The organism is Bradyrhizobium sp. 6(2017) (assembly GCF_011058295.2).
Classification (GTDB): domain Bacteria; phylum Pseudomonadota; class Alphaproteobacteria; order Rhizobiales; family Xanthobacteraceae; genus Bradyrhizobium; species Bradyrhizobium septentrionale.
Genome location: NZ_CP049289.2, coordinates 5,690,781 through 5,716,503, shown reverse-complemented (window position 1 = coordinate 5,716,503; position 25,723 = coordinate 5,690,781). Strand labels below are relative to the sequence as shown.

Genomic DNA, 25,723 nt, shown 5'->3' with positions numbered 1-25,723 from the left:
ACGGAATCATTTGGAGTGCCGTCATGCCCAAAGCAGCTCGTATTGCGACTCCGATCAGAGTTTCGTCCGCGTCCGAGAATTCAGACACGGCACAGTTCGTGACGGTCGCGCTGTTTTCCGGCATCGGCTTGTTGATCTCCCTCGTCGCCGTCATCGCCGGCATTCAGGGCGTCTGGTTCTGAGGCATCCGGCGAGTCGCCCGCGCATCACGCTTGCCGCTTGGCCAAGACCTCGTCCCGCCCACAACTGTCATACCCCGCGCATGCGGGGTATCCAGTACGTCGCGGCCTCTCGGTTCAATAACGGCCGTCTCTGGGATACTGGGTCACCTGCTTTCGCAGGTGACGACAGTGGTTCTGGGGTTAAGCGGCGTTCAGGCTGCCGGCGGCCTGCAGCGCGCCTGCAACCGCCTTTTCGCGATGCTCGGGACCGACCTGGATGCCGTCGGCCGGGATGAATTCAAGATTCCTGACACCGATGAAGCCGAACACCCCGCGCAGATAGGTCTCGAGATGCTCAAGGGCTGCCATCGGCGTGTCGGCGCCGTAATAGCCGCCGCGCGAGATCGCGATGATGACCCGCTTGTTGCCAGCCAGTCCCTGAACGCCGGTGGCGTCGTATTTGAAGGTCTTGCCCGCAACCAGGACGCGGTCGATCCAGGCCTTGAGCTGGGAGGGAATGGTGAAATTGTACATCGGCGCGCCGATCACCACGATGTCGGCGGCGAGGAACTCGTCCAGCACAGCCTGGCCGGTCGCGATATCGTCGCGCACCGACGGGTCCGGCGCGGCGCCTTGGCTCGCGGCCAAATGCAGGCCGGAGAGGTGGGCGAGCGGGGTTTTGGTGAGATCGCGGTAGCTCACGACGAGGCCGGGATTGGCCTGGCGCAGCCGCTCGACGGCGGCGGCCGAGACCTGTCGGCTGACGGAGTGGGGGCCGAGGACCGAGGAGTCGATGTGCAGAAGTTTCATGGCAGGGGTCACCTTTGGTATAGGTTTGTAACTGGCGCTATATGAGTGACCGCCCTAAATGTCCGCAAGAACGCACATTTTTGAAACCCGAGCACAGCGATGAGACCTGAGAACATCCATGTGACTGCCCCGCCGCCGCGGCCCAGTCCCGATCACAGCGATTGCCGCGCGGTCGCCTCCGTGCTGGCGCGGGTCGGCGACAAATGGAGCGTGTTCGTGATCATGATGCTGATCGACGGGCCGAAGCGCTTCAACGAATTGAAGCGCATGATCAGCGGCATTTCGCAGCGGATGCTGACACTCACGCTGCGCGGCCTGGAGCGCGACGGCCTGGTGACCCGCACGGTGTTTCCGACCATCCCGCCGCGGGTCGACTACGAGCTGACCGATCTCGGCCGCGGGTTGGCGGAGCCCGTGAAGGCGCTCGGCGAATGGGCGTTCGCGCATCTGCCGGAGATCGAAGGTGCGCGGACGCGGTTTGACGGACGTAACGAGTGATCCGTCACCCTGAGGAGCGCGCTCTTGCGCGCGTCTCGAAGGGTCAACGGCCCGGTTCTCTCAACTCGGCGACATCGGGGCCGTGCATCCTTCGAGACGCCGCTGCGCGGCTCCTCAGGATGACGGTGCGGGCGGCGTAGCAAGCTAAATCATCGACACCAGCCCGCCGCCGTGCCGCTCGAGCCGGCCGGCGAGTTCGAGCTCCAGCAGCACCGCGCGGACGACGGCGGGCGAGACATCGGCCATCCGGATCAGATCGTCGAGGCTGATCGGGCTCGGCCCGAGCAGATTGATCATGCGGGCGCGATCGGACGCATCGGTGGCGAAGTCCAGCGGCTCGTCCTCCTCGCGCGCGCCAAGCATGACGGGGCGTTCCATGATCGGCGTCACCGCGCTGATGACATCGGCGGCTTCGGTGACCAGCGTGGCGCCCTGCTTGATCAAATCGTTGGCGCCGGCGTCGCGCGGATCGATCGGCGAGCCCGGCACCGCGAACACCTCGCGGCCCTGTTCGGCGGCCATCCGCGCCGTGATCAGCGAGCCCGAGCGATGTGCGGCCTCCACCACCACGACGCCGAGCGAGGCGCCCGAGATCAGCCGGTTGCGGCGGGGGAAGTCGCGCGCCCGCGGTACGTGGCCGAGCGGCATCTCCGAGATCGCCGCACCGCGCTCGAGCAGGGCAGCCAGCAGATCCTCATGCTCCGGCGGGTAGATCCTGTCGTGGCCGCCGGCGAGCACGGCGATCGTGCCGCTCGCAACGGTCGCGCGATGCGCCGCCTGATCGATGCCGCGGGCGAGGCCGGAGATCACGACAAAGCCGGCGTCGCCGAGATCGCGCGCGAGAGTGCCTGCAAATTTCAGCCCGGCGCCGGAGGCATTTCGGGAGCCGACGATCGCGATCATCGGGCGCATCAGGGTGTCGCGCGCGCCGCGCACGGCAAGCAGCGGCGGCGCGTCGTCGATGGTGGCAAGCCGCGCCGGATAATGCGCTTCCTCCGGCGCGATGAGGTCGATGCCATGCCTCGCGCAGGCCGCGAGCTCAGCAACCGCGTCGGCCTCGCTCGTGATGCGCCCGGGGCCCGACGCGCCGCCGCGGCGCGCGAGATCGGGCAGGCGCTCCAGCGCGTGTGCCGCATCGCCAAAATGGCGCAGCAGCGATGCAAAGGTGCGCGGGCCGACATTGTCGGAGCGGATCAGCCGCAGGCGGTTGAGCCGCTCGGTGTCGGTGAGTTTTACAGCGCTGGGCGTCCGGTCATGCATGTGGAGCGTAGCTTCGCCCAACCTGGGATTGTGATCAACCACGACATTGGCGCAGTGGGCGTGACGCGCTACAAGCGGTCGCCAATTCCGGGGAAGCCGACCATGATCTCACTTGCCGACGTCAAAGCGCGTATCGAGCAGGGCGCGCTGTCGCCCGAGGCCGCCATCGGCCAGTCGCTGGAGGCGATCGGCGCGTTGGAAAAGACCATTGGCGCCTTCGTCCGCCATGACGACAAGGCGCGGGGGCAGACTGCCGGGCCGCTGCGCGGTATTGCGGTCGGCATCAAGGACATCATCGATACCGCTGACTTCCCGACCGAGATGGGGGCTGCGATCTATCGCGCCCATCAGCCGCGCGCCGATGCGCCTGTCGTGATGGCGCTGAAGCAGGCCGGCGCCACTATCATCGGCAAGACCACGACGACGGCATTCGCGGCGAACGATCCGACCGCAACCCTCAATCCGCACAATCACGCGCACACACCGGGTGGATCGTCGTCGGGCTCGGCCGCCGCGGTTGCCGCCGGGATGATCCCGCTGGCCTTGGGCACGCAGACCGGCGGCTCGGTGATCCGGCCGGCCTCGTTCTGCGGCGTCGCCGCGATCAAGCCGAGCTACCGGCTGCTGCCGACCGTCGGCGTGAAGTGTTTTTCCTGGACGCTCGATACCGTCGGGCTGTTCGGCGCCGGCGTGCGCGATGTCGCGCTGGGGCTGGCTGCGATGACCAAGCGGCCGGAACTGATCGTGCCGTCTTCGGTCGCGGCGCCGCGCATCGTCGTGGTGACGCAGGCTTTTGCCGGCGCACCTGAAACGTCCGGCGCGGAGGCGTTGCAGAAGGCGGCGCGGGCGGCGGAGCAGGCGGGTGCGACCGTTCGCGAACTCGCGATGCCTGAGATCGTCGCCGAGGCGTGGCGGATCCATCCGGTGGTGCAAGAGTTCGAGGCGCATCAATCGTTCGCCTGGGAGTATGGCCAGCACTACGATGCGATGCCGCCGCTGCTGCTGCGCGGCCGGCTCGACGAGAGCAAGGGCGGCACGCCGGCCGAATACGACGCGGCGATGGACATCACGCTGCGCGCGCGGCAGGCGCTGGCCGCGATCTTCGCCGAGGTCGACGTGCTGCTGACACTGTCGGCGCCGGGCGCCGCTCCCGCGGGTTTGGCATCGACCGGCGACCCCCGTTACAACCGGCTCTGGACCTTGATGGGCGTGCCCTGCGTCAACGTCCCGACGCTGATCGCCGAGGGCGGATTGCCGGTCGGCGTGACCGTGATCGCGGGGTTTGGCGGCGATGCCAAGGCGCTGGCGGCGGCGAGCTTTGTCGAGGATGCGCTGAAGCGGTAGCGGTGCGATTGCGCTACTTCTTCTCGCCGATCTTGCCTTCAGTGCCGGCCTGCAGGCGCTGGATGTTTTCGCGGTGCGTGTAGAACAACAGCAGCGTCAGCACGGCGAACAGCGAGGCGAGGGCGTTGTGGCCGAACCACCACAGGAACAGCGGCGTCACGAATGCGGCGATCAGCGCCGAGAGCGACGAGTAGCGCGTGGTGTAGGCGGTGCCGAGCCAGATCACGGCGAAGATCAGCGCCGCCGGCCAGAACAGGCCGAGCAGCACGCCGAGGTAGGTGGCGACGCCCTTGCCGCCGCGAAACCTGAGCCAGACCGGGAAAAGGTGGCCGAGGAACGCGCCGAGCGCCGCCAGCATCGCGGCGTTCGGGCCGTCGATCGTGCCCGCGATGATGACGGCGACAGTGCCCTTCAGCATGTCGCCGATCAGCGTCGCCGCGGCGAGGCCCTTGCGGCCGGTGCGCAGCACGTTGGTGGCGCCGATATTGCCTGAGCCGATGGTTCGCAGATCTTGGGTGCCGGCGAGCCTGGTCAGGACCATGCCGAACGGGATCGAGCCTAGGAGATAGCCGATCAGGAAGGCGGGCAGCAGCATCGCGTCAGCAGACATCGCGGCGGTTCCCTGGACGGCCGGTCCGGTCGATTTCGGCCAATTCCGTCAATGAAATATTAACCATCAACCCGCACCATGGCGTTGGAAATGAGGGAGCTTATCATGGCTTCTGTTCGCAGGCGGTTGGAGCAGCTGTTCTTTGTCGTTTACGTCGCAGCTATCGTCGTCGGAACGACGATGGAAGCGATGTTGCAGCTCGCGGCGCGTTGAGTTCCACTCAGATTTAGAGCCTTTTCCGTTCCGATTGCATCGGAACGGGGCTCCAATTTTTTGTTTTGACGCGTTTTCTTCACGCGAACCGGTATCCACTTCGCCCGAAAACGCTTTAGCTTTAGACGTGCTCGTACACGGTCCGTCCGCCGACGATCGTCCGCGTCACGCGGCCGGAGAAGCGGGCGTCGTCGAACGGCGTATTCTTGCACAGCGATTTGAGATCGTCGCGGTCGAGCACCCAGGGCGTGTCGGCGTCGATCACGATGATGTCGGCAGGGGCGCCTGCGCGCAGCGTGCCGCCGGGTAGGCCGAGCAGTTCCGCCGGCCGGGTCGACATCGCCCGGATCAGCGTCTTGAAATCCATCTCGCCATTGTGGATCAGCCGCAGCGCTGCCGGCAGCATGGTCTGCAAGCCGACCGCGCCGCTCGCCGCTTCCGCGAACGGCAGCCGCTTGACCTCGACGTCCTGCGGATTGTGATCGCTCATCACGACGTCGATCAACCCGGAGGCCAAAGCTGCGACCAGCGCCCTGCGATCGTCCTCGGTGCGCAGCGGCGGCGCCAGCTTGAGGAAGGTGCGGTAGGGGCCGATGTCGTTCTCGTTCAGCGTGACGTGGTTGATCGAGACCGAGGCCGAAACGTTGTAGCCGGAGTCGCGGGCGCGCTTGAGGATCTCCAGCGACTCGGTCGAGGTCAGCGAGGCCGCGTGATAGCGCCCGCCGGTCAGCCCCGCCAGCCGCATGTCGCGCTCGAGCATGATTGACTCGGCGGCGGTGGGAATTCCGGCAAGCCCGAGCCGGGTCGCGAATTCGCCCTCGTTCATGACGCCTTCGCCCACCAGGTTCGGGTCCTCGGTGTGATGCACGATCAGCGCGTCGAAATCGCGGGCATAGGTCAGCGCGCGCCGCATCACCTGGGCGTTGGTGACGCTGCGGTCGCCGTCGGTGAAGGCGACCGCGCCGGCGGCCTTCAGAAGGCCGATCTCGGTCATCTCCTGGCCCTGCATGCCCTTGGTCAGGGCCGCCATCGGATGGATGTTGACGATCGCGGTGTCGCGGGCGCGCCGCAGCACGAAGTCGACGGTCGCGGAATTGTCGATCACCGGCGAGGTGTCGGGCTGGCAGATGATGGTGGTGATGCCGCCGGCGGCCGCGGCTTGGCTGGCGGAGGCAAAGGTCTCGCGATGGCTCGCGCCGGGTTCGCCGACGAAGGCGCGCATGTCGATCAGGCCGGGGGCCACGATCTTGCCGGCGCAATTGACGATGTCGGTGCCTTCGGGGACGCCGGCGGCGCCGATGCCGCGCTTGGCGTCACGGATCACGCCGTCGGCGATCAGGACGTCGCCCGGACCGTCGAAGTCGCGGGACGGATCGATGACGCGGGCGTTGGCGAGCAGGATGGGGCGGCGGTCAGTCAGCATGGCGTCACGCGTTCGGCAGGTTGCGGGCGAGCGCTTCGAGCACCGCCATGCGCACTGCCACACCCATTTCAACTTGTTCACGGATCAGCGACTGCGCGCCGTCGGCGACGAAAGTGTCGATCTCGACACCACGGTTCATCGGGCCCGGATGCATCACCAGCGCGTCCGGCTTGGCGTAACCGAGCTTCTTCTGGTCGAGGCCGAAATAGTGGAAGTACTCCTGGCTCGACGGCACGAAGGAGCCGTTCATGCGCTCGCGCTGCAGCCGCAGCATCATGACAATGTCGGCGCCGTTCAGCCCCTCGCGCATGTCGCGCGCGACCTCGACACCCATCCGCTCGATGCCGGACGGCAGCAGCGTGGAGGGCGCCACCACGCGGACGCGGGCGCCCATCGTGTTGAGCAGGAAGATATTGGAACGCGCGACGCGCGAATGCAGCACGTCGCCGCAGATCGCGATCGTCAGCCCCTCGAGCCGGCCCTTGTTGCGGCGGATGGTCAGCGCGTCCAGCAGCGCCTGGGTCGGGTGCTCGTGGGCGCCGTCGCCGGCATTGATCACGGAACCGTCAACCTTGCGCGCCAACAGCTCGACCGCGCCGGAGGCGTGGTGGCGCACCACCAGGATGTCGGGGTGCATCGCGTTCAGCGTCACCGCGGTGTCCATTAAGGTCTCGCCCTTGCGGGTCGACATCGATGACACCGACATGTTCATGACGTCGGCGCCCAGGCGTTTTCCGGCGATCTCGAACGAGGACTGGGTCCGGGTCGAGGCCTCGAAGAACAGATTGACCTGGGTGCGGCCGCGCAGGCTGGCGCGCTTCTTGTCGACTTGGCGGTTGAGCTCGACATACTCCTCGGAGAGGTCGAGCAGGCCCGTGATGTCGTCAGCGGAAAGGCCCTCGATGCCCAGCAGATGCCGGTGACCGAGGACAAATGTCGATTTCAATGATGGGGTCATTAAAGCGAGAGCTATAGGCGCGGATGGCCGGTGGGGCAAGCGCGAAGAGGGCTAGGGGGAGTTTTCCCCGAGTAAGATGTGGCCCGGTTTCTCCGCCGTCGTGCCCTGGCTTGTCGCAGGCCATCCACGCCTTGCTTTTGCTGGCTTTTCCGGAACAAGACGTGGATCGCTGGGACGAGCCCGGCGACTGCGCCGGAGCGAGAGCTGGTGAAAATTGTCGTGATCCTCGTCGCTGTTGTGGGCCTGGTCTCACCGGCCCTTGCCCAAGGCGTGGCCCAGGGCCTGCCCGGCGGCTTCGCGTTTCTGCGCGACATCGATCCGACCATCATCCAGGACATCCGCTACGCCAGTTCGAACAATTTCATGGGCCGGCCGCTCGCGGGCTATGGCGCGGCGGAATGCGTGGTGAAGCGCGAGGTCGGGCTGCGGCTCAAGGCCGTGCAGCAGGAACTGGCGCGGCAGAAATTGTCGCTGAAGATGTTCGATTGCTACCGGCCGGCCCGTGCCGTCGCCGACATGGTGGCGTGGTCGAAGAACGGCAGGGAGACCGCCGCCGAGCGGCGCTACAACCCGGCGTTCTCGAAAGCCGATCTGTTCCGCCTCGGCTACATCGCCACCCATTCCGGTCATTCGACCGGAGCTGCACTCGATCTGACGCTGGTCGATCTGACCGCGGACAATTCGCCGACGTTCGATCCAGCGCGCGCTTACGCCGACTGCACCGCGCCGGCCGCGGCGCGGGCGCCCGAAGGCAGCGTCGACATGGGCACCGGCTATGACTGCTCCGACGTGAAGGGTCATACCGCTGCCAGCTCCATCACGCCGGCGCAGCGGAGCTGGCGGACCAGGCTGGTCGCGGCGATGGCCCGCCAGGGTTTTGTGAATTATTCGAAGGAATGGTGGCACTTCTCGCTGCCGGGCGCGGGCGCAGCCGCCTATGATTTCCCGATCACGCGGGCGCGCTAGGACCACAGCTGCCGCTGTAGAAAATGACCCAAAGCCGCCTTGGCCACGGGCGTCGCTCGCGCTGCATTTTGCTATTGTGGCCTTTTCATTGTTGCGTATCGGCCGATGGAGCACGCGATGCCAGACAGCAAGCCAATCGAGGCGAAGTCGCACAGCCCGGTGCCGCAGGGCTATGTGCTTGGCGCCGGAGAGGGTGAACACCTGATCCATTTTCGTGATGGCGGCAACATCTTCATCAAGGCCGATCCCATAACGGGGTCCAATCATCTCGGCCTGGGTATTCAGCAGCTACCCAAGGGCTCGGGCATTCCCCTTCACCGACACTTCGACAGGGACGAAGCCTTCTACGTTCTGGAAGGCAGCGGCACGGTCACACTCAACGATGTGCGCCACCCCTGCGAGAGAGGCGGAACGATTTTCATACCCGGGAACACGTGGCATGGATTCAGTAGCCCAGATCAGGAACTGGTTCTGCTGTGGATCATGGTGCCCCCGGGCCTCGACGGTTTCTTTCGCGAAACCTGCAGCCGACCCGGCGAGCCGCGAAAGCAATTGATGCGGGACCAGATCAACGCGATCGCCCTCAAATACGGGACCGAATTCACCTAGGCGGGCTCAAACATTTGCCCACCCCAACAGCGCAAGGCGGACGTGGCATCGTCACGCCGTCAAATTCAGTCGCCGATTCCGAAGTAAATCTGGCCGTTTACAGAATTCGGCCAATCCCGCGCGGAAATCGGCGCGCCGCGGGGGTCTCATCCGTGCAATCGTCGATGCGGCGAGCAGCGACCCCGCGTTGATGTGGAGATGCCCCGGATGAAACTGATCGCGTCGATACGGACGATCTCGATCGCGCTTTGTTTGTTGGGGCCGGCGTCCGCCGACGAACTGACGACGCCGGGCGACGCCAAGAGCCTGGGCTTCTCCGCCGCGCGGCTGGCGCGGATCGCGCCTTGGTACCAGGGCCGCTTCGATGCCTTCTCGCCGTCGGACGGCCTTTTGCCCGGCGCCGTCGTCGCGATCGCCAAGGGCGGCAAGCTCGCCTATTTGCAGGCGATCGGATTTCAGGACCGCGCCAAAACCGTTCCGATGAAGACGGATTCGATCTTCTGGATCGCGTCGATGTCGAAGCCGGTGACCAGCGTCGCCGCCATGATGCTGGTCGACGAGGGCAAGCTCGACCTCGATGCACCGGTTGCGCGGTATCTGCCCGAGCTTGCGGAGATGCGAGTCGCGTTCCGAAAGACCGACCCGGCCACCGGCAAGACGGAATACGGGCTCGATCCGCCGAAGCGGCCGATGACGGTTCGCGATCTGCTGCGGCATACCTCCGGCCTGATCTATCCGGAACTGGACTTTGCCTATCCGGAACGTGGTCTCTCGGACGCGAACGCCGATGTGGCAATTCAGGCGATTCATATGCTCTACGGCTCGGTGGTCGTATGGCGACGCGACAGGACACTGGCGGACTTCGTGTCCAGCCTGGCCCGCGTGCCGCTCGTCCATCAGCCGGGCGAGGTTCATGAATATGGCTGGAGCGTCGACGTGCTCGGCCGCATTGTCGAGGTCGTGTCCGGCCAGTCTTTCGACCAATTCCTGCAGAGCCGCATCTTTGCGCCGTTGCATATGGTCGACACCGGATTCTATGTGCCGAAAGAGAAGCTCGACCGTCTGGTCGACTCTCCCATGCCGGAACGGCCACCGATCTGGGATGTCACGAAGCCGACGAAGCTGTTTTCCGGCGGCGGCGGACTGGTGTCGACCGCGCCCGACTATCTGCGCTTTTGCCAGATGCTTCTCAACGAGGGGGAGCTCGATGGCGTGCGCCTGCTCAGTCCGCAGGCGGTGAAGCAGATGACGACGAACGCGCTATCCCCGGATGTTCACATCTTTGGCGGTGACGAAGTCGGTGGCCGTGCTGGGACGACCTTTGGACTTGGCTTCGGGATACGCACCAATCCCGTCTACAGCTGGATACCGGGCGCCGTCGGAAGCTATTCCTGGGCCGGACATTGGGGCACCTATTTCTGGATCGATCCGGCGGAGAAACTGATCGGCTTGCAGATGATCCAGGCGACGCCCGGCAGCAAGGGGCGCGCAGCGCTGCGCTACGCCGGGATCAACCATCTCGCCTATGGCGCATTGACGGTTGCCGGGCCGTCCTTGTCTGCCCCGCCGGCGGGATCAGCGATGGCGAGCCCTGAGGCGCTCGCGGATTTTGCCGGGATGTATGATTTCGGCGCCTCGGTGAGTTCGCGCGACCGGCAGGGCCTGGCCGACGGCAAAACTGGTTGGCTCGGCATCGAGGCGTTCGTCACGATGGAGCCGGAGGGCCTGAGGATCAATCGGCCGCTTCCTAACAGCCCCGCAGCCAAGGCCGGCGTCATGGCGGGCGATCTGATCACCGAGCTCGACGGCACGCCGCTCATGGGACGTTCGCTCGGCGACGTGATGGCCCGGCTGCGAGGGCAGGCCGACACGGCAATCAGGATCAAGACCGCCCGCAAGGGGCAGGACGGTGGAAGCGAGCTCAGCGTTGTGCGGGCCGCGCGGAGTGTCGATACGGTTCAGCTTCAGCTTCGCGTCGAGCAGGGCAAGCTCGTCGCGGAAGCTGCGGGGGCCTGGCCGCTCCTCGCGTTTGAGAAAGGCAAGGCGACGCCGCTCGTCGCCACATCGAACAACGAATTCACGCTGGACGACAAGGATCACACCAGGATCGCGTTCGTCCGCGACGCGGCGGGCAAAGTCTCCGGGCTCATCCTCAATCCCGGGCCCTGGGAGCAGAAGGCAGCGATCATCGCGCCGGCGACGAAATAGCCGATGCCAAAAGCCGGATCGGATTTCCTTCAAATCCGAGGCATTTTCGCAAGACAAAGCTTGCCATCGCTGAAGTAGCTGAGCGCGCGTTCAACACTCCTTAATTGCAGTCGCATCATGTGCGGGCATTACGGGAGCACGAAGCATGCGTTTCGGAGCCATTGCAATCATTGTCGTCGGCGCTGCCGGCATCGCGATCTACGACCAGTACGACAAGGGCGCGAACTACCAGCGCGTCGATGCGCGCATCAGCGGCGTCAACGAGCAGTGCTATCTCGAAAAGGTCGAGCGCGGGGTCATCACCAAGACGACGTTTACGTCCGACCTGACTCGCTGCGAAACTGCCGAGCTGCTGCGCAAGGAGCATCCGAAGTGGCAGGGCTATGACGTGAAGCACAAGATCGAGGTGCGCGTCGTCTATGTCTCACCGGTCGATGGAGCCACGCACCAGTCGAGCCTGCAGATGTCCTACTTCCCTAACGGCAAGCCGCTGCGCGCCGGTGACGTGTTGCCGGTGCTGGCCTCCAAGAGCAAGGCGGAGAAGACGCGTTCGATCTGACCGTCAGGGCGGTCGGGCAGGATGGGAGTTCGACGATGCGTCTGGGGCTCTACGGGATCATCGCTATCGGCGTCGCGGGCTTCTATGCCTATGGCGAGCTCGACAAGCGGGTGAACTTCCGGCCGATCGACGCGCGCGTCAGCAGCGTCAAGGAGCAATGCTACATGGAGAAGACCGAGGGGTCGCGGAGCTCGACCTCCGATCTGTTGCCTTGCGAGCTTGTCGAGCTGCTGTCGCGCCACCATCCCAAATGGCAAGGCGCCGACATCAAGCACAAGATCGAGATCCGGTTTGCCTACATCTCTCCGATGGATGGCGCCGCGCATGAGTCGAACCTGCAGCTGGTGGCCTATCCCGATAACCGGCAACTGAGCAGCGGCGACATTTTTCCTGTCCAGGCGTCCAGGAAGGAGGCGAGCCGCACTCGCGCGAGCGACTGGGTCGACCGCTGGCTCGGCCGCCATGCGCCCAGGCATGGAAGCATCTAGGGCAGGCACTGATAAATCCGGGATTGTCAGCGTCTAGCGGTAGAGCGGACATGGCTTGACCGGCCGTGAACGTCTGCAAATGACCCATTTCGGACTTCGTCACTGCAAAAATGTTTCATCGTGATGAACGGGTAACAGCCCGGCCCGTAGGAGCGTGTTAGCCTTGACGATTGTTGGAGGCCGTAGTGAACAAGCTGGCAAATGCGGTTGCAGCCATTGCGCTGGTCGGAACGCCCGTTTTCGCGGCAGAAATCCCGGTCAAGGCTCCGCCGCCCGCACCCGCGCCGGTCTATAGCTGGACCGGATTGTATGTGGGCGGCAACGTCGGTTACAGCTGGGGCAATGCCGATGCCGATGTCGTAGGCAACGCGACCACCGTTGTGTTTCCAACCTTCTTAGGTGGCTTTCCAAACAATAGCGTTGCGGTTGCGGGCTCGAATACAGCAAAGCTAAATGGCGCCAGCGGCGGTGGTCAGGTCGGCTACAACTATCAATTCAGCCCGAGATGGGTGTTGGGCTTCGAGGCCGATATTCAAGATTCGGGCGAGCGAGGGGGCAATACGTTTACCGCTCCATTCTCAACGACAGTTTGCACGCTGGCGGCCGCGGGCCCACCGGGAGTGCCTGTAGTATTTCCTCATAACGGCCCTCCGACCTGTCTTCTGACTGGCACGCTCAACGGCACCGCAGCGACCACGTATGATGCCAAGATTAACTGGTTTGGGACAGTTCGTGGGCGTGTTGGAGGTTTGATAACCGATCAGATTTTAGTCTATGGGACCGGCGGCTTGGCTTTTGGCCGCGTCGAAGTGTCGGGCGTTACTGGTGTTAGTGGGTCAATAAACACCAACGCTGCCCTTACACCCAGCGCGAACGCTTTCAGCGACTCCAGGACGAAGGTTGGCTTTGCGGTTGGCGGAGGGGTCGAGGGTAAAATCTCGTATGGGATGGGCTGGACGTGGAAATTGGAATACCTCTACGTCGACTTGGGATCGCTCGACACGATCGGCCCGTTTCCTGGCGCGTCCGTCAACCCGCCCGGTTTGGGGTTAATCACATCGCCCTTCAGCGGCACTATCACCACGCACACCCATTTCACCGACAACATCTTGCGCGTCGGGCTGAACTATCAATTCCACTGATCTGATTGCGGCGACTTCCGGTTCTGGCCCTTAGCGGACATGCCTTCATCATCTCTCACCGATGCCCGACTTCGGGGCCAGAACGGAAGTCACCTGCCTGCACCGCGCGGGCCCATTTTTGAGTACACGTCCTGGCTGAAGCGCATTTTTTCGCTGCCCGGCGCCGGCGCGCAGGCTTATGATCCATCGATTCCATTGCGCCACGGCTGGCCCGTGATCCACCCCGGCGGAGACCGGTTGTCCGCGCAGTGAGACCGATCTTCGAGGAGACCATGACGCAGGCTCCGTTCGCCACCCACGACGTCTTCAACCAGTCGCCGCCGTTTTGGGATGTCGACCTGTTCACGGCGGACGCGCCGCTGGTCGCGGCCGTCGCCGCCAATGGCGGCGCGGCGGCGAGGGCTGAGCTGTCCGATTTCGGCAAGCATTGGGGATCTGCCGTGATGGCGGAGCGCGGCCGCGTCGCCAATGAGAACACGCCGAAACTGCGGACGTTCGATGCCAGGGGCAACCGCCGCGACGAGGTCGAGTTTCATCCGGCCTATCACGAGTTGATGGCGCACTCCGCGCATGCCGGGGTGCACAACTCGACCTGGACCGCGGACGGCAGGCCGGCCGGCGGGGCGGCCGAAGTGGTGCGCGCCGCAAAATTCTATATCGCGGCGCAGGTCGAGACCGGCCATCTCTGCCCGATCACGATGACGCGCGCCTCGGTCGCGGCGCTGGCCTCACAGCCGGACATTCTGGCGAGGACGATGCCTGTGATCGGCACGCGCGCCTACGACCCGAGCTTTGCGCCGTGGTGGACCAAGCGCGGCATGACGCTCGGCATGGGCATGACCGAAAAGCAGGGCGGCACCGATGTGCGCGCCAACATGACGCGCGCCGAGCGCGACGGCGATGCCTGGCGCATCACCGGGCATAAATGGTTCATGTCGGCGCCGATGTGCGACGCGTTCCTGGTGCTGGCGCAGGCCGAGCAGGGGCTGAGCTGCTTCTTCATGCCGCGCTTTGCGCCCGACGGCACGGTCAATGCGATCCACTTCCAGCGGCTGAAGGACAAGCTCGGCAACCGCTCCAACGCCTCGTCGGAGGTCGAATTCCACGACGCCCATGCCGAATTGATCGGCGAGGAGGGCAAGGGCATCCGCACCATTATCCAGATGGTGCAGCTGACGCGGCAGGATTGCGCGATCGCCTCCGCCGGGCTGATGCGCTCGGGGCTGGCGCATGCGCTCAATCACGCGCGCCATCGCAGCGTGTTCCAGAAACATCTGGCCGACCAGCCGCTGATGCAGGCGGTGCTCTCGGACATGGCGCTGCATGTCGAGGCGCAGGCCGCGCTGGTGATGCGGCTCTGCCGCGCCTTCGATCGTGCGCCCACCGACGCAGGCGAGGCCGCCTATGTGCGGCTGCTGACCCCGGCGATCAAATACTGGATCTGCAAGAGCGCGCCGGCCTTCCTCTATGAGGCGATGGAATGCCTCGGCGGCAACGGCTATGTCGAGGAGGGCATTCTGGCGCGGCATTACCGGGAGTCGCCGGTCAACGCGATCTGGGAAGGCTCCGGCAACGTGATGTGCCTCGACGTGCTGCGTGCGCTCGGCCGCGAGGCCGATGCCGCGCTCGCCGTGCTGCGCGCGCTCGCTGACGAGACCAAGGGCCTGCCGGGTGCCGCGGAGACCGTCGCGTCGATCGGACAATCGTTCCGCCGCCCCGACAGCGAGCGCATCGCACGGCTGGCGGTCGAGAAGCTTGCGCTGCTGGCGGCCGCCGCGGCGCTCAACCAGGTCTCGCCTGAGAATGCCGAGCTGTTTGCGGCGACACGGCTTGCCGAACGCCACGCCGGCATGTACGGCGCGGTGGACCTATCCGATGCCGATCAGCGCGCGCTGCTGGCGCGGGCGCTGCCATGAAGGTTTGCTGATGGACGCACTCAATCCCGATACTCCGCCGGCGGCGGTTACACCGCCACCACGTCCCCCGCGGGTCTGGAAGTTCTGGGGCACCGCGCTGTGGGGCCTCGTCATCTTCGCGGCGATGTTCCTCGGCCAGGTCGCCGTCATCGTCTACCGCATCATGGCACAAGGCGCAGAGCTGTCGGTGGCCGGCATCACCCATGTGGTTGCCGACGGCCTGACGATCTCGCTCTCGGTGCTCGCCGGCCTGCCGATGGTGGTGCTGGCGCTGTGGCTGGCGATCCGCGGGACCCGGATATCGTTCGCCGATTATCTCGGGCTGCGCGGCACGTCGTGGAAGAACGTCATCATCGGAATCGTCGCGCTGGTCGTGCTGGTCGGCGCCTGGGACATGGTGTCCCGTGCCGCCGGCCGCGAGGTGACGCCGGGCTTCATGGGCGATGTGCTGAAATCGGCGCAGGAGCACAGCGCGCTGTGGCTCCTGGTGATCGCCTTCGCTGTCGCCGCGCCGCTCTGGGAGGAGCTGTTCGCGCGCGGCTGGCTGTATCGCGGCTGGTCGGAAAGCTCGCTCGGCCCTTACGGCGCGATCCTGCTGTCGTCGATCGTCTGGACCGTCATGCACCTCCAGTACGACTGGTTCTTCCTCTGCGAGGTGCTCTCGATCGGCCTGCTGTTCGGCTACCTCCGTTATCGCACCGGCTCCACCTGGCTGACCATCCTGCTGCACGGGCTGAACAACCTCGCGGCCACGATCCAGACCTGGTGGCTGGCGGGCTGATCGGTTGATCCGTTCCGCACTCAACGCATGGCTCATAATTGATTTGCAGCCATGCGAGCGAGATATGCGAACCCCTGCTAGGCTGCGCGCAAAGAACCATGCGCGGATTATCAGTTCGATCAGGGAAAGCGAAAATGGATCGCTACCAGCGCGGGCCGCGGAATTGTCTCGGTCATTTCGTTCTGTTGTGCGGCATATGCCTCGCCGGACGGGCGGTCGCGGCCGAAAAGCCACCTGTCATGCCCGATCAGCCGTCAACCCTGTCGACCACTTCGAGAATTTCAGCGGTTGTTGAGTTCGGATTGCCGTCGATCGCTTCCGCGATCGAACGCGATATTCCAAAACGGCTGGCGACTATTGACGAACGCATCGGCTGCGTTAATCGGCGCGTTCTGGTGTTCAGGGTCAGAGCAAACTGTGACGTAGACGGCTTTGTCGATCGAGGACCTGTTTCTCTGCGTGGCTACGATGATCGCATCGTCGGCTCGGTTCCGATCTTTGGGAGCATCGAAGGTCAGGGTGCCAACCGGTTTACCTCCCGCATTCACGGCGATGCTCAAGGACGGGCCGTGGTAGACATCGAATCCAGACCGACGCTGAACAAGGACTGGTCGATCAACCTGAATTTTGCCGATTCCTTTCATTGGAGTGAACCGCCGGTCCTGCATGTTCTCGGGCGTGATATCGCGCTGACAAAATACGCTGAACCCAGCATCCGAAAACAGCTCGGCCGGATACGGCAGCATGCGAGGGAGGCGGCGCGACGCCTCGACCTGCGCGACAAGGCAGCCAAGGCCTGGGAGCTGGCATTTCAGCCGATTCAGGTTTCGCAGGATCCTCCAGTCTGGCTGCAAATGACGCCGGCAAGTGCCGCCTTCGCTGGCGTGCATGCCAATGCAAGAAGCCTTTCGGGTGTGCTTGAATTGAGTGGCGCGGCACAAACGCTGGTCGGCCAGGCACCATCCGCCTTGACACCGACGCCGCTGCCGCCGCTCGGTAACGGCATCAGCCAACCCGGCAGGTTCGATATCCTGCTTCCCGTGCGTGTCGACTACGGCACGTTGCGTGACAAGATCATGCAGGTTCTGTCCGCCAGCAAGGTCGGCTCAGCCGTGAAGGAAGTGCAGGTCTATCCGTCGTCCGGCAAGCTCGTGATCGGCGCTCGCATCGTCAGACCCGGTGCTAGCGATAGCGCCGCGGGCGAATGGATCTACCTGTCGGGCGCGCTAAACGTCGACTCCGGTCAGCAATCGATGAGGATTTCCAATCTGGCGGCCAGCAGTTCGCCCGATCGGTCCGAGGCGGCCCAATTGCAGAATCAGATTCTCGATCAGCTGAAGGAAATTCCGGGTATCGGCTACGGCCTCGCGTATCAAAACCTCCTCAACGCCGCCAATGAGCGGCTGAATCGGCCGTTGAAGAACGGCTTCCGCATGGAGGGAAAACTCAGCGGTGTTACGCTGGACAGTATCCAGTTCTTGTCTGATGGCGTCAGCATTGCGCTCCGCGTCAGCGGAGAACTCAAGTTCATCTATGGATCATGAGCCATGCCGACGAGTTTCAGGTTCGCGCTTGTACTCTTGTGCATGCTCACCGGTGCCGAGGCAGCAGGCGCACAAACCGCATTCTACCGTGCACCGGCATCCGCGGTTGCGGGAGCGCCCGGCACGCTCGTTCGGCAGGAGGTGATCGACGGCGCTCCCCTCGGCGCCACAGCTTACCGTGTGCTTTATCGCTCGACCGGATTTGACAACAAGCCGATCCTCGTGTCGGGCGTCGTGATTGTGCCGTCGGGTGATCCGCCGCAGGCTGGCAGGCCGATCGTGGCCTGGGCCCATCCAACGTCGGGAATCGTACCGCGCTGTGCGCCGTCGCTGGCTATCTTCTTATTTCAGCAGATCCAGGGGCTGCGGTCGTTCGTACGCGACGGCTACGTGGTTGCCGCAACCGACTATCCTGGACTAGGGACCGAGGGTCCGCATCCCTATCTGGTCGGCATCAGCGAGGCCCGTGCAGTGATCGACTCCGCCCGGGTTGCCGCCCAGTTGCCAGGTGCCGGAGGCGGCCGCAGATTTGTGGTCTGGGGCCATTCGCAGGGTGGCCATGCCGCGCTGTTCACAGGCATCATTGCAAAAGCCTACGCGCCCGAACTGGCGCTGCTCGGTGTCGCGGCGGCGGCCCCCGCCACCGACCTCGTGAAGCTAATGAACGAAGACATCGATTCTGTCGGTGGGAAAAACATTACGGCGATGACGTTGTGGTCCTGGCAAAGAGTCTTTGATGCCAAGATGGATAGGGTGGTTGACCGGAGGGCCATGCCGGCCATCGACGAACTTGCCAAGGAATGCATCGAAGGACCGTTCGACATATGGATCCGTCAACGCACCGAGCGGCCGCTGCAACAGTATTTCCTGACGACCAAGCATCCGTCCGACGTTGAGCCCTGGCACACGCTGTTGACCGAGAATTCGCCCGGCGCCCTGCCTGCCGAGGTTCCGGTCTTTCTGGCCCAAGGATTGGATGACGTGATCATTCGACCTCAGGTGACGGAGAACTATGCCGCGGCGCTGTGTAGCGCTGGCAGCAAAGTGCGCATCCTTTCGATGCCAAATATCGGACACGGAAGGGCAGCTCAGGCCAGCACCGAAGCCGTGCTCGACTGGACGAGTGCACGGTTCGCAGGAAAGGCTGCGCCCGACGACTGTCCCCGATAGGCAGCGAGGACGCGGATGTCGGCCAAGCAGACGGGCATGGCCGGTGCTCCGATCCACCGAGTGATGGATCATTCTGAAAGCCGCTCCCACAGCCGTCTCTCGCGATCAGCGTCCCTGGATCAGGTGCGGCACGGCGAGCGTGAACCAGGGGACGAAAGCCACGATCAGGACGCCCAGGAGCAGGACGGCGAGATAGGGCAGCATGGCGCGTCCGGTCGCCTCCAGCCGGCTGTTCGACACCGAACAGGACACATAGAAACCGATGCCGATCGGGGGGACGAAGATGCCGACGCCCATCGCGAGAATGATGATCATGCTGTAGTGGATGATGTCGATGCCGTAGCCGGTCGCGATCGGCATCAGCAGCGGGCCGAGAATGATCAGCGCCGGAAGACCTTCCAGAAGCGAGCCGACGACGATCAGGAGCACGATCGTTCCGAGGATGAAGACCGTTTGGTTGTCGCCGGCGGAATGCAGCAACATGGCCAGGTTCGCCGGCAGGTTCGCGGCCGTCAAAGTCCATCCAAACGAGAACGCCGCTGCGATGATGAACAGCACCATCCCCGCAAGGAGGCAGGATTCCACGGCAATTTCGTACAGTGCCGCCAGGCCTACGGCGCGGTAGATGCCGAATGCGAGCACCAGGCCATAGAGCACGGCGACGCTCGAAACCTCGGTCGGGGTAGCGACACCGAAGCGAATGCCGATCACCATGATCACGGGCATGACCAGCGGCAGAATGGCCCCGCCTGTCGCGCTCAGCAATTCGGATGCGGTCGCGCGCGGGGCGGATGGCGTGTTGGCGCGTCGCGACAACGCATAGTTCAACAGCATCAGCAACAACGCGATAACCGCTGCGGGCATCAATCCGGCGATGAACAGGGTTCCGATCGAGATCGGAGCGACCGAACCCAGGACCAGCATCGCGAGGCTTGGAGGGATCGTCTCCGACATGGCCGCGGAGGCCGCCAGCACCGCGGCGCCCTGTTCGGGCTTGTAGCCCTGGCGCTGGAGCTCTCGCCGCAGCACGGAGCCGACCGCGACGACGTCGGCGATCTTGGAGCCGGAGATACCCGAAACCATGTAGATGGTCAGAACGACCACCTGGAGCAGGCCGCCGCGCATGTGACCCACGAGCGTCATGGCGAAGCGGACCAGCCGGAGGCTGATGCCTCCCTTCTCCATGATCAGGCCCGCCCAGATGAAGAACGGCAGGGTGAGCAGAATATAGTTGCTGGTGCCGTCAAAGGCGTTCTGGGCGACGGCGATCAGCGGCGCGACGCCGCTGACCATGAGAAAGGTCACCGATCCAAGGAGCATCGCGTAGCTGACCGGGAGGCCGAGCAGAATCGCAAGCAGGAAAGCAACGAGCATGACGGCGAGCGCCGTTCCGTTGGGCAGGTGCAGCGATGGCGGCATCGCGCTCGCCGCGTAGATCAGCCCGACAAGCAGCGCGACAACGACGGCTGCGGGAATCAGATCGCTGGCCCGACTTTCAAACGCCAGACGCTCGAGCGCGAACAGGGCGGTCAGCCCGAGCCCGACAGCGAGCGGGAGCACCAGCCAGGCCTGGTTGATCTGGAGGATGGGCGTATCCGACGTGGCGGAAATCGAGATCAGGTCGAGCGAGACATCGCCCACCACGACCGCGGCGATCAGGACCAGCAGGTCCATGCCGATCGCGAGCGAATTGCGCCAGCGGGGCGAGAACTTCGCCGTCAGGAATTCGACGGTCGTGTGATGGCGGGCCCGGAACGCCAGCGCCCCGCCGACGAATGCCGTCAGCGACAGGAACAGCTTCGCAGCCTCGTCGGCCCACAAGATGGACTCGTCGAACCAGAACCGAGAGACGATGCCGACAAGCACGATCACGAGCTGGATCACCAGCGCGATCACAAGGATCGCCCTGAACGCCATGTCTATCCCGTTGAGCGCTGCGCGGACCCCATTGGCCACCGGCCCGCGCGCTGACTCCTGTCGTTCAGGATGAGGTCTCGCGAGCTCGCCGTCAGCCACCGGCGAGAGCGCTTCATGCATGTCCGACTTCCTTCAGAACCGCATCGTAGAGATCGGCGCCGATGATATCCTTGAACTGCGGATAGACGCTTGCGGTGGCCTTGCGGTAATCGTCGCGGTTCGGTTCCACGATGGTCAGGCCTTTGGCCTTGTAGCCGGCTGCTCGTTGCTCGCTCGCCGTGGCGATCGTCGAACGCCAATCCTTGGTGAGATTTGCGCTGGCGGCGCGGATTGCCTCCTGTGCGTCCTTCGGCAGCGCGTCGAACTTCGACTTGCTCGCCATCATGACACCGACGTTGTAAACCTGATTGGTCAGATTGATCGTTTTGACGATCTCATCGTGCTTGGTGGCAGCGAGCGAGATCATCGGCGTCTCGACGGCATCGATGACGCGCTGCGACAGGGCGAGGTAGACTTCGGTCAGGTCGATGGCGACCGGGCTTGCGCCGAGCGCCTTGAACGTCGCGGCGAAGATAGCGCCGGGCTGGACACGGATCTTCAATCCCTTCATGTCGGAAGGCTCCGGAGCCTTGCGATCGATGGTCGAAACGACGCGCCACCCCCAGTGCCCCCAGCCCAGACCATAGATTCCCTTGGTCGGGAGCATATCCATGAATTTGGAGCCGACGGGCCCGTCGAGCAGCTTTTCTGCCGAAGCCGAATCGGGGAACAGGAACGGAAGGTCGAGCACCTGAAACTTGGGAAAGATGGTGTCGATGAAGCCGGATGTGTGAGCGCAAAAATCGACGATGCCGGTCTGCAGGCCGGTGAGGATGTTGGTCCCGCTGCCAAGCTGACCGATGCTGAACACCTGAATTTCGACCGCACCGGAGGTCCGCTTCGAGACGTCCTCCGAGAAGCGCTTCAGGACCTCGTAGAGAGAATGCGCTTGAGTATCGGCAAACGTCAGCTTCAAGGTATGAGCCGGGGCCGCAGCCCATCCGGGGCGGCCGACAAAGGGCGCACCCAGTGACGCGGCGATTCCGCACGCTCCCGCTTTGAGCAGATTTCGTCGCGCGATCGTCATCAAATTCTCTCCCTGAATATTCTTGGCTCTTTCGGAGCACTTCTTACGGCGAGGCGGAGTAAAGCATGGGGCAGGATCGATGGCGAATGCGCGGGCCGCGTGGCGCCATTCTTCGAGCGACGGGCTACCTGTCAGCAGAAGCGGACGTGATGATCTTATGAGGAGGTCTAAAGCCCGACCGCGGCAATCACGACCGGCATCGTGACCGCCGCCAGAATCGTCTGCAGCGTGATGATCTGGGCGAGCAGCGGGGCGTCGCCGCCCAACTGGCGCGCCAGCACATAGGCTGACGGCGAGGTCGGCACCGCGGCGCAGGCCGCGACGATGGCGAGATTGGCGCCGCTGACGCCGAACCACACGGCGAGTGCGACGGTCAGGACGGGCATTGCGACCAGCTTCAGGACCAGCGCGGCGCTGGCGGCGAGGCCGGGGCGGAAGATGCCTTCCAGATGCAGGCCGGCGCCGGTGACGAGCAGGCCGATCGCGAGCGACGAGCCGCCCAGCGCGTCGGCGACATCGTGCCAGATCTGCGGCAGCGCGATGTGCGCGACGTTGATGGCGAGCCCGATCACGCAGGCCCAGATCAGCGGGTTCTTCACGACCGTCATCACGATCGCGCCCACAGTGCGCTTCTCGGACGAGGCATATTTCGCCAGTACGGCGACGCTGAAGACGTTGACCAGCGGGATGATCGCGACCATCGCGACGGAGGCCAGCGCCAGCCCGACGCTGCCATAGAGATTGCGCGACACCGACAGCGCGACATAGGTCTGCCAGCGGGTCGCGCCCTGGAAGATCGAGCTGAAAGCCGGGCCATCGACCCCGGCGCGGGCGAGCGGGCCACGCAGCGCGAGACACAGCAGGCTCATCACGAGCGCGGCGAGCAGCAGCGCGCCGCCGACGCCTGCGACCGGCACTTTGGTCAGATCGGCCCTCACCAGCGTCTGCACCAAAAGCACCGGGAACAGCACGTAATAGGTCAGCTGTTCCAGCCCGTGCCATTCGGTGTCGAGCCGCATCAGCGTGCGCCTCAGGACGAAGCCGAGCACGATCAGGAGGAACACCGGCAGCAGCGCCGCGATCACCACGGCCATCCTCAGCGGTCCCCGCGCAGCTTCGCGAGCCGGTCGAGTGCACCCTGCAGGATGAAGATCGCGGCGTGCTCGTCGATCACCTCGGCGCGGCGCGCGCGGCTGACGTCCATCCCGATCAGCTCGCGCTCGACCGCCGCGGTCGACAGCCGCTCGTCCCACAGCCCGATCGCCAGCGCGGTGAGGCCCGCGAGATTGCGGGCGAACGCCCGGGTCGATTGCGCGCGCGGGCCCTCGCTGCCGTCCATGTTGATCGGCAGGCCCAGCACGAAGCCGACGGCGTTGCGCTCGGCCGCGATCGCGAGCAGCCGGGCCGCGTCGGCCTTGAATTGCTTGCGCTTGATGGTCTCGACGCCGGTGGCAAGCCGCCGGTCCGGATCGGAGACGGCAACGCCGATGGTCTTGGTGCCGAGGTCGAGGCCGACAAGCGCGCCGCGGTCGGGCCAGTGCGGCGCGGCTTCGATCAAGGGAAGGATGGGGGCGGGCATGGCGCTAGCGCTTACCATGCGCGTGGCCGGTGCGGCAAATTGTCGTTCCGGATGTCGCGCTTCCTTCACGAACATCTGTTCTCCATATACGGGAATGTAAAGTATAGTATCATTTTAGGTTGCGATCCCGGCGACCGCCGATTCGTTTCGATGATGCGACTTTTGCGGATGCGCGCTCCGCCGGTCTCGCGCGCGGAAATTTCCTTTTTCATTTTGAGCGGAGACCATCATGCTGATCAAGCCGAGTCTCATCGCCGCCTCGGAGCAACGCCTCAAGCAAGCCGATTTTTCACCGACCGAGCTCAACCGCAAGCTCGGCGACGGTCCGATCAAGATGTCGGTCGAGCGGAAGCAGCTGCGCCAGCGCCAGCTCCTGGAGCAGACCGACGATCCGACCATGGTCCAGATCGGGCTCGAGCGGATTATCCAGGGCAACGACCTCGACAGCATCAACTACCTGGCCAAGGGGACGCTGGCGTCGCGCTCGATCTGCCGCATTCAGCTGAAGGATGCACGCGCCAACCTGGTCGGCTACGCGACCGGCTTCTTGATCGGTCCAGGTCTTTTGATGACCAACCATCATGTCTTCGGCAAGCCCGCCGACGCCGCCAACTCGATCGCGGATTTCGACTATGAGTTCGACATTGCCGGGATGGAGCGCACGCCGGTCCGGTTCGGCTTTCTGCCCGAGAGATTTTTCTACACCAATGACCGGCTGGATTTTTCGATTGTCGCGGTGGCGCCAACCTCACAGGCGGGGGGACGCGAGCTTGCCGAGTGGGGATGGTTGCCACTCAACGGCGAGCCCGGCAAGGGCGATCCCGGCGAATATCTCACCATCATCCAGCATCCCGGCGGCGAGCTCAAGCAGGTCTGTGTGCGCGAGAACAAGCTGCTCAAATATGTCGGCGACTTCGTCTGGTACATGACCGACACCACTGCCGGATCCTCGGGCTCTCCGGCCTTCAACCGGTTCTGGCAGGTGATCGCGCTGCATCACAGCGGCGTGCCGAGGAAGGATTCGCAAGGGCGTACCCTGACCAAGGACGGCAAGGTCTGGGATGCCTCGATGGACGAGACGCTGATCGACTGGATCGCCAATGAGGGGGGCCGCGTCAGCGCCATCGTCGCCGACCTCAAGGTCGCAGTCGCCGCAAATCCGGTGATCAAGCCGGTGCTCGATCAGCAGGCGCCGCCTCCGCCTCGGCCGCCGTCACAGCCGCCAGGATCCGAGAGCCTCAGCATGCTTCCGCCCATCGCCGGCGCCAATCTGTGGCTGGAGCAGACCGGCGATGCGACCACCCTCGTGGTGCCGATCCGCGTTCCGATGCCTGTCATCAAGCGGCTGGTCATGCCGCTTGCAGCGCCGCCCGCCGCGCCGCCGGCGGTCACAGCGCCGCCGATCGTCCCTGCCGGACCGCAGATCGGACCCGCAACCGGCATGGCGATGGAGGCGGTCCACATCGACCAGACCACGCTCGGCTCGCGGCCGGGATACAAGGCCAACTTCATCGGCAGCGGCAAGCTGTCGGTGCCGCTGCCGAAGATTCCGGCCGGGCTGAAATCGAAGGTGACGACGCTCAAGGGCAGTTCGGGGAAGTCCGAGCTGAAATATTTCAACTACAGCGTGGTGATGAACAAGGAGCGGAAGCTCGCCTTCTTCAGTTGCGTCAACATCGACGGCGGCAAGCAGCAGGATGTCGGCAAGCGCGAGGGCGACTCCTGGCTCAAGGATACCCGCATCGACCCCGAGTTCCAGATCGGCGACGAGTTCTACAAGAAGCAATCGACCTTCGAAGCTGACCGCAGCGCCAATCCGTTCGATCGCGGCCACCTGGTCCGCCGCCTCGACGCCACGTGGGGCGATACGGTCAAGCAGGCCAAGCAGCATGGCGACGATTCCTTCCACTTCACCAACTGCTCGCCGCAGTTCTTCTCGTTCAACCAGGGCAAGCAATTGTGGGCCGGATTGGAGGACTATACGCGCGACGTGCTGCTAAACGACGAGAAGAAGGGCATCGTCATGAACGGGCCGGTGTTCGACGGGCCCGACGCCGACGGCGGAGATCTGCCCAATCCGGCCGGCAAGGCGCACAAGGACCCGAGCTTCGGCGGCGTGCAGATCCCAAAATATTTCTGGAAGATCCTGATCACCAAGGACGACGACAATGGCGGACTGAAGGCTGCTGCGTTCCTGATGAGCCAGCGCGACCTCATCATGGATATCGACCGGATCGAGGAGAAGCTGTCCGAGGCGGACGTCAAGGTCTTCCAGGTCTCGATCGCGGACCTGACGAAATTGACCAAGCTCGATTTCGGCGAGCTCGATTCCGTCGACACCCACGAGGCGACCGCCGTCGGCCCGCGCCGGATAGAGACGGTCGACGATATCAGGCTCTAGATGCGGACGAGGCGGCGATCGATGCGGTGCTGGGCGGACA

At 64.4% G+C, this 25,723-nt stretch carries 23 protein-coding genes; 14 read left to right on the top strand and 9 right to left on the bottom strand.

The features are described from left to right. Positions 1–23: 23 nt before the first annotated feature. Positions 24–182: a hypothetical protein gene (locus G6P99_RS26855; RefSeq protein WP_165123978.1), complete on the top strand. Its 159-nt coding sequence runs from the start codon at positions 24–26 to the stop codon at positions 180–182. A 180-nt stretch (positions 183–362) separates the two neighbouring features. Here the strand turns inward: G6P99_RS26855 and G6P99_RS26850 are convergent, their stop codons facing one another. Continuing rightward, positions 363–971, bottom strand: a complete 609-nt coding sequence (locus tag G6P99_RS26850) for an FMN-dependent NADH-azoreductase (RefSeq protein ID WP_029081050.1) — start codon at positions 969–971, stop codon at positions 363–365. 99 nt (positions 972–1,070) lie between these two features. Between G6P99_RS26850 and G6P99_RS26845 the strand changes: the two genes are divergently transcribed. Then, positions 1,071–1,469, top strand: coding sequence for a winged helix-turn-helix transcriptional regulator (locus G6P99_RS26845; RefSeq protein WP_029081051.1), 399 nt, complete (start codon positions 1,071–1,073; stop codon positions 1,467–1,469). 144 nt (positions 1,470–1,613) lie between these two features. Here the strand turns inward: G6P99_RS26845 and dprA are convergent, their stop codons facing one another. Next, entirely contained in the window at positions 1,614–2,729 is a 1,116-nt protein-coding gene (gene dprA, locus G6P99_RS26840; protein ID WP_165123975.1) for a DNA-processing protein DprA, read from the bottom strand. A 102-nt stretch (positions 2,730–2,831) separates the two neighbouring features. Here dprA and G6P99_RS26835 point away from each other — a divergent pair, with 102 nt between their 5' ends. After that, positions 2,832–4,073, top strand: coding sequence for an amidase (locus G6P99_RS26835; protein ID WP_165123972.1), 1,242 nt, complete (start codon positions 2,832–2,834; stop codon positions 4,071–4,073). A 13-nt stretch (positions 4,074–4,086) separates the two neighbouring features. On the opposite strand, the gene plsY is transcribed toward G6P99_RS26835, so the two are convergent. The 3 genes from plsY to G6P99_RS26820 form a co-directional block, all read right to left on the bottom strand. Next, the gene (plsY, locus tag G6P99_RS26830; protein ID WP_029081054.1) at positions 4,087–4,683 is read right to left on the bottom strand and encodes a glycerol-3-phosphate 1-O-acyltransferase PlsY; all 597 of its coding nucleotides are present in this window, start codon (positions 4,681–4,683) and stop codon (positions 4,087–4,089) included. Positions 4,684–5,017: 334 nt separating this feature from the next. After that, positions 5,018–6,319 carry a dihydroorotase gene (locus G6P99_RS26825; RefSeq protein ID WP_029081055.1) on the bottom strand — a complete coding sequence of 434 codons (1,302 nt, stop codon included), beginning with the start codon at positions 6,317–6,319 and terminating at the stop codon, positions 5,018–5,020. A gap of 4 nt (positions 6,320–6,323) precedes the next feature. Then, entirely contained in the window at positions 6,324–7,277 is a 954-nt protein-coding gene (locus tag G6P99_RS26820) for an aspartate carbamoyltransferase catalytic subunit (RefSeq protein WP_029081056.1), read from the bottom strand. A gap of 213 nt (positions 7,278–7,490) precedes the next feature. Here G6P99_RS26820 and G6P99_RS26815 point away from each other — a divergent pair, with 213 nt between their 5' ends. The 10 genes from G6P99_RS26815 to G6P99_RS26770 all read left to right on the top strand — a co-directional run bounded on the left by G6P99_RS26815 (position 7,491) and on the right by G6P99_RS26770 (position 18,660). Then, entirely contained in the window at positions 7,491–8,243 is a 753-nt protein-coding gene (locus G6P99_RS26815; protein WP_029081057.1) for a M15 family metallopeptidase, read from the top strand. 117 nt (positions 8,244–8,360) lie between these two features. Beyond that, entirely contained in the window at positions 8,361–8,852 is a 492-nt protein-coding gene (locus G6P99_RS26810; RefSeq protein WP_198031161.1) for a cupin domain-containing protein, read from the top strand. Positions 8,853–9,059: 207 nt separating this feature from the next. Next, positions 9,060–11,060 (top strand): serine hydrolase, encoded by a 2,001-nt coding sequence (locus G6P99_RS26805; RefSeq protein ID WP_035976839.1) that lies wholly within the window; start codon positions 9,060–9,062, stop codon positions 11,058–11,060. A 145-nt stretch (positions 11,061–11,205) separates the two neighbouring features. Further along, the gene (locus G6P99_RS26800) at positions 11,206–11,619 is read left to right on the top strand and encodes a hypothetical protein (protein WP_165123969.1); all 414 of its coding nucleotides are present in this window, start codon (positions 11,206–11,208) and stop codon (positions 11,617–11,619) included. A 35-nt stretch (positions 11,620–11,654) separates the two neighbouring features. Continuing rightward, positions 11,655–12,107, top strand: coding sequence for a hypothetical protein (locus G6P99_RS26795; protein ID WP_165123966.1), 453 nt, complete (start codon positions 11,655–11,657; stop codon positions 12,105–12,107). A gap of 185 nt (positions 12,108–12,292) precedes the next feature. Next, entirely contained in the window at positions 12,293–13,249 is a 957-nt protein-coding gene (locus G6P99_RS26790; protein WP_165123963.1) for an outer membrane protein, read from the top strand. 272 nt (positions 13,250–13,521) lie between these two features. After that, positions 13,522–15,165, top strand: coding sequence for an isovaleryl-CoA dehydrogenase (locus G6P99_RS26785; RefSeq protein ID WP_029081060.1), 1,644 nt, complete (start codon positions 13,522–13,524; stop codon positions 15,163–15,165). Between the two features lie 10 nt (positions 15,166–15,175). Further along, complete coding sequence (locus tag G6P99_RS26780) at positions 15,176–15,946, top strand: CPBP family intramembrane glutamic endopeptidase (RefSeq protein WP_029081061.1); 771 nt, start codon at positions 15,176–15,178, stop codon at positions 15,944–15,946. A 134-nt stretch (positions 15,947–16,080) separates the two neighbouring features. After that, a complete protein-coding gene (locus tag G6P99_RS26775; RefSeq protein ID WP_165123960.1) occupies positions 16,081–17,490 on the top strand; it encodes a DUF4403 family protein in 1,410 nt (469 codons plus the stop codon). 3 nt (positions 17,491–17,493) lie between these two features. Beyond that, positions 17,494–18,660, top strand: a complete 1,167-nt coding sequence (locus tag G6P99_RS26770; RefSeq protein ID WP_165123957.1) for an alpha/beta fold hydrolase — start codon at positions 17,494–17,496, stop codon at positions 18,658–18,660. Positions 18,661–18,765: 105 nt separating this feature from the next. On the opposite strand, the gene G6P99_RS26765 is transcribed toward G6P99_RS26770, so the two are convergent. From G6P99_RS26765 to ruvX, 4 genes are all read right to left on the bottom strand, one after another. Next, positions 18,766–20,697 (bottom strand): TRAP transporter large permease subunit, encoded by a 1,932-nt coding sequence (locus G6P99_RS26765; protein WP_245284675.1) that lies wholly within the window; start codon positions 20,695–20,697, stop codon positions 18,766–18,768. After that, positions 20,690–21,703 (bottom strand): TRAP transporter substrate-binding protein, encoded by a 1,014-nt coding sequence (locus G6P99_RS26760; RefSeq protein WP_165123954.1) that lies wholly within the window; start codon positions 21,701–21,703, stop codon positions 20,690–20,692. The genes G6P99_RS26765 and G6P99_RS26760 overlap by 8 nt, the downstream gene beginning before the upstream one ends. 167 nt (positions 21,704–21,870) lie before the next feature. Continuing rightward, positions 21,871–22,797 carry an AEC family transporter gene (locus G6P99_RS26755; protein WP_029081063.1) on the bottom strand — a complete coding sequence of 309 codons (927 nt, stop codon included), beginning with the start codon at positions 22,795–22,797 and terminating at the stop codon, positions 21,871–21,873. A 2-nt stretch (positions 22,798–22,799) separates the two neighbouring features. Further along, complete coding sequence (ruvX, locus tag G6P99_RS26750; protein ID WP_029081064.1) at positions 22,800–23,282, bottom strand: Holliday junction resolvase RuvX; 483 nt, start codon at positions 23,280–23,282, stop codon at positions 22,800–22,802. 229 nt (positions 23,283–23,511) lie between these two features. On the opposite strand from ruvX, the gene G6P99_RS26745 reads away from it, so the two are divergent. After that, positions 23,512–25,683 carry a DNA/RNA non-specific endonuclease gene (locus G6P99_RS26745; protein WP_165123951.1) on the top strand — a complete coding sequence of 724 codons (2,172 nt, stop codon included), beginning with the start codon at positions 23,512–23,514 and terminating at the stop codon, positions 25,681–25,683. Positions 25,684–25,723 lie beyond the last annotated feature (40 nt).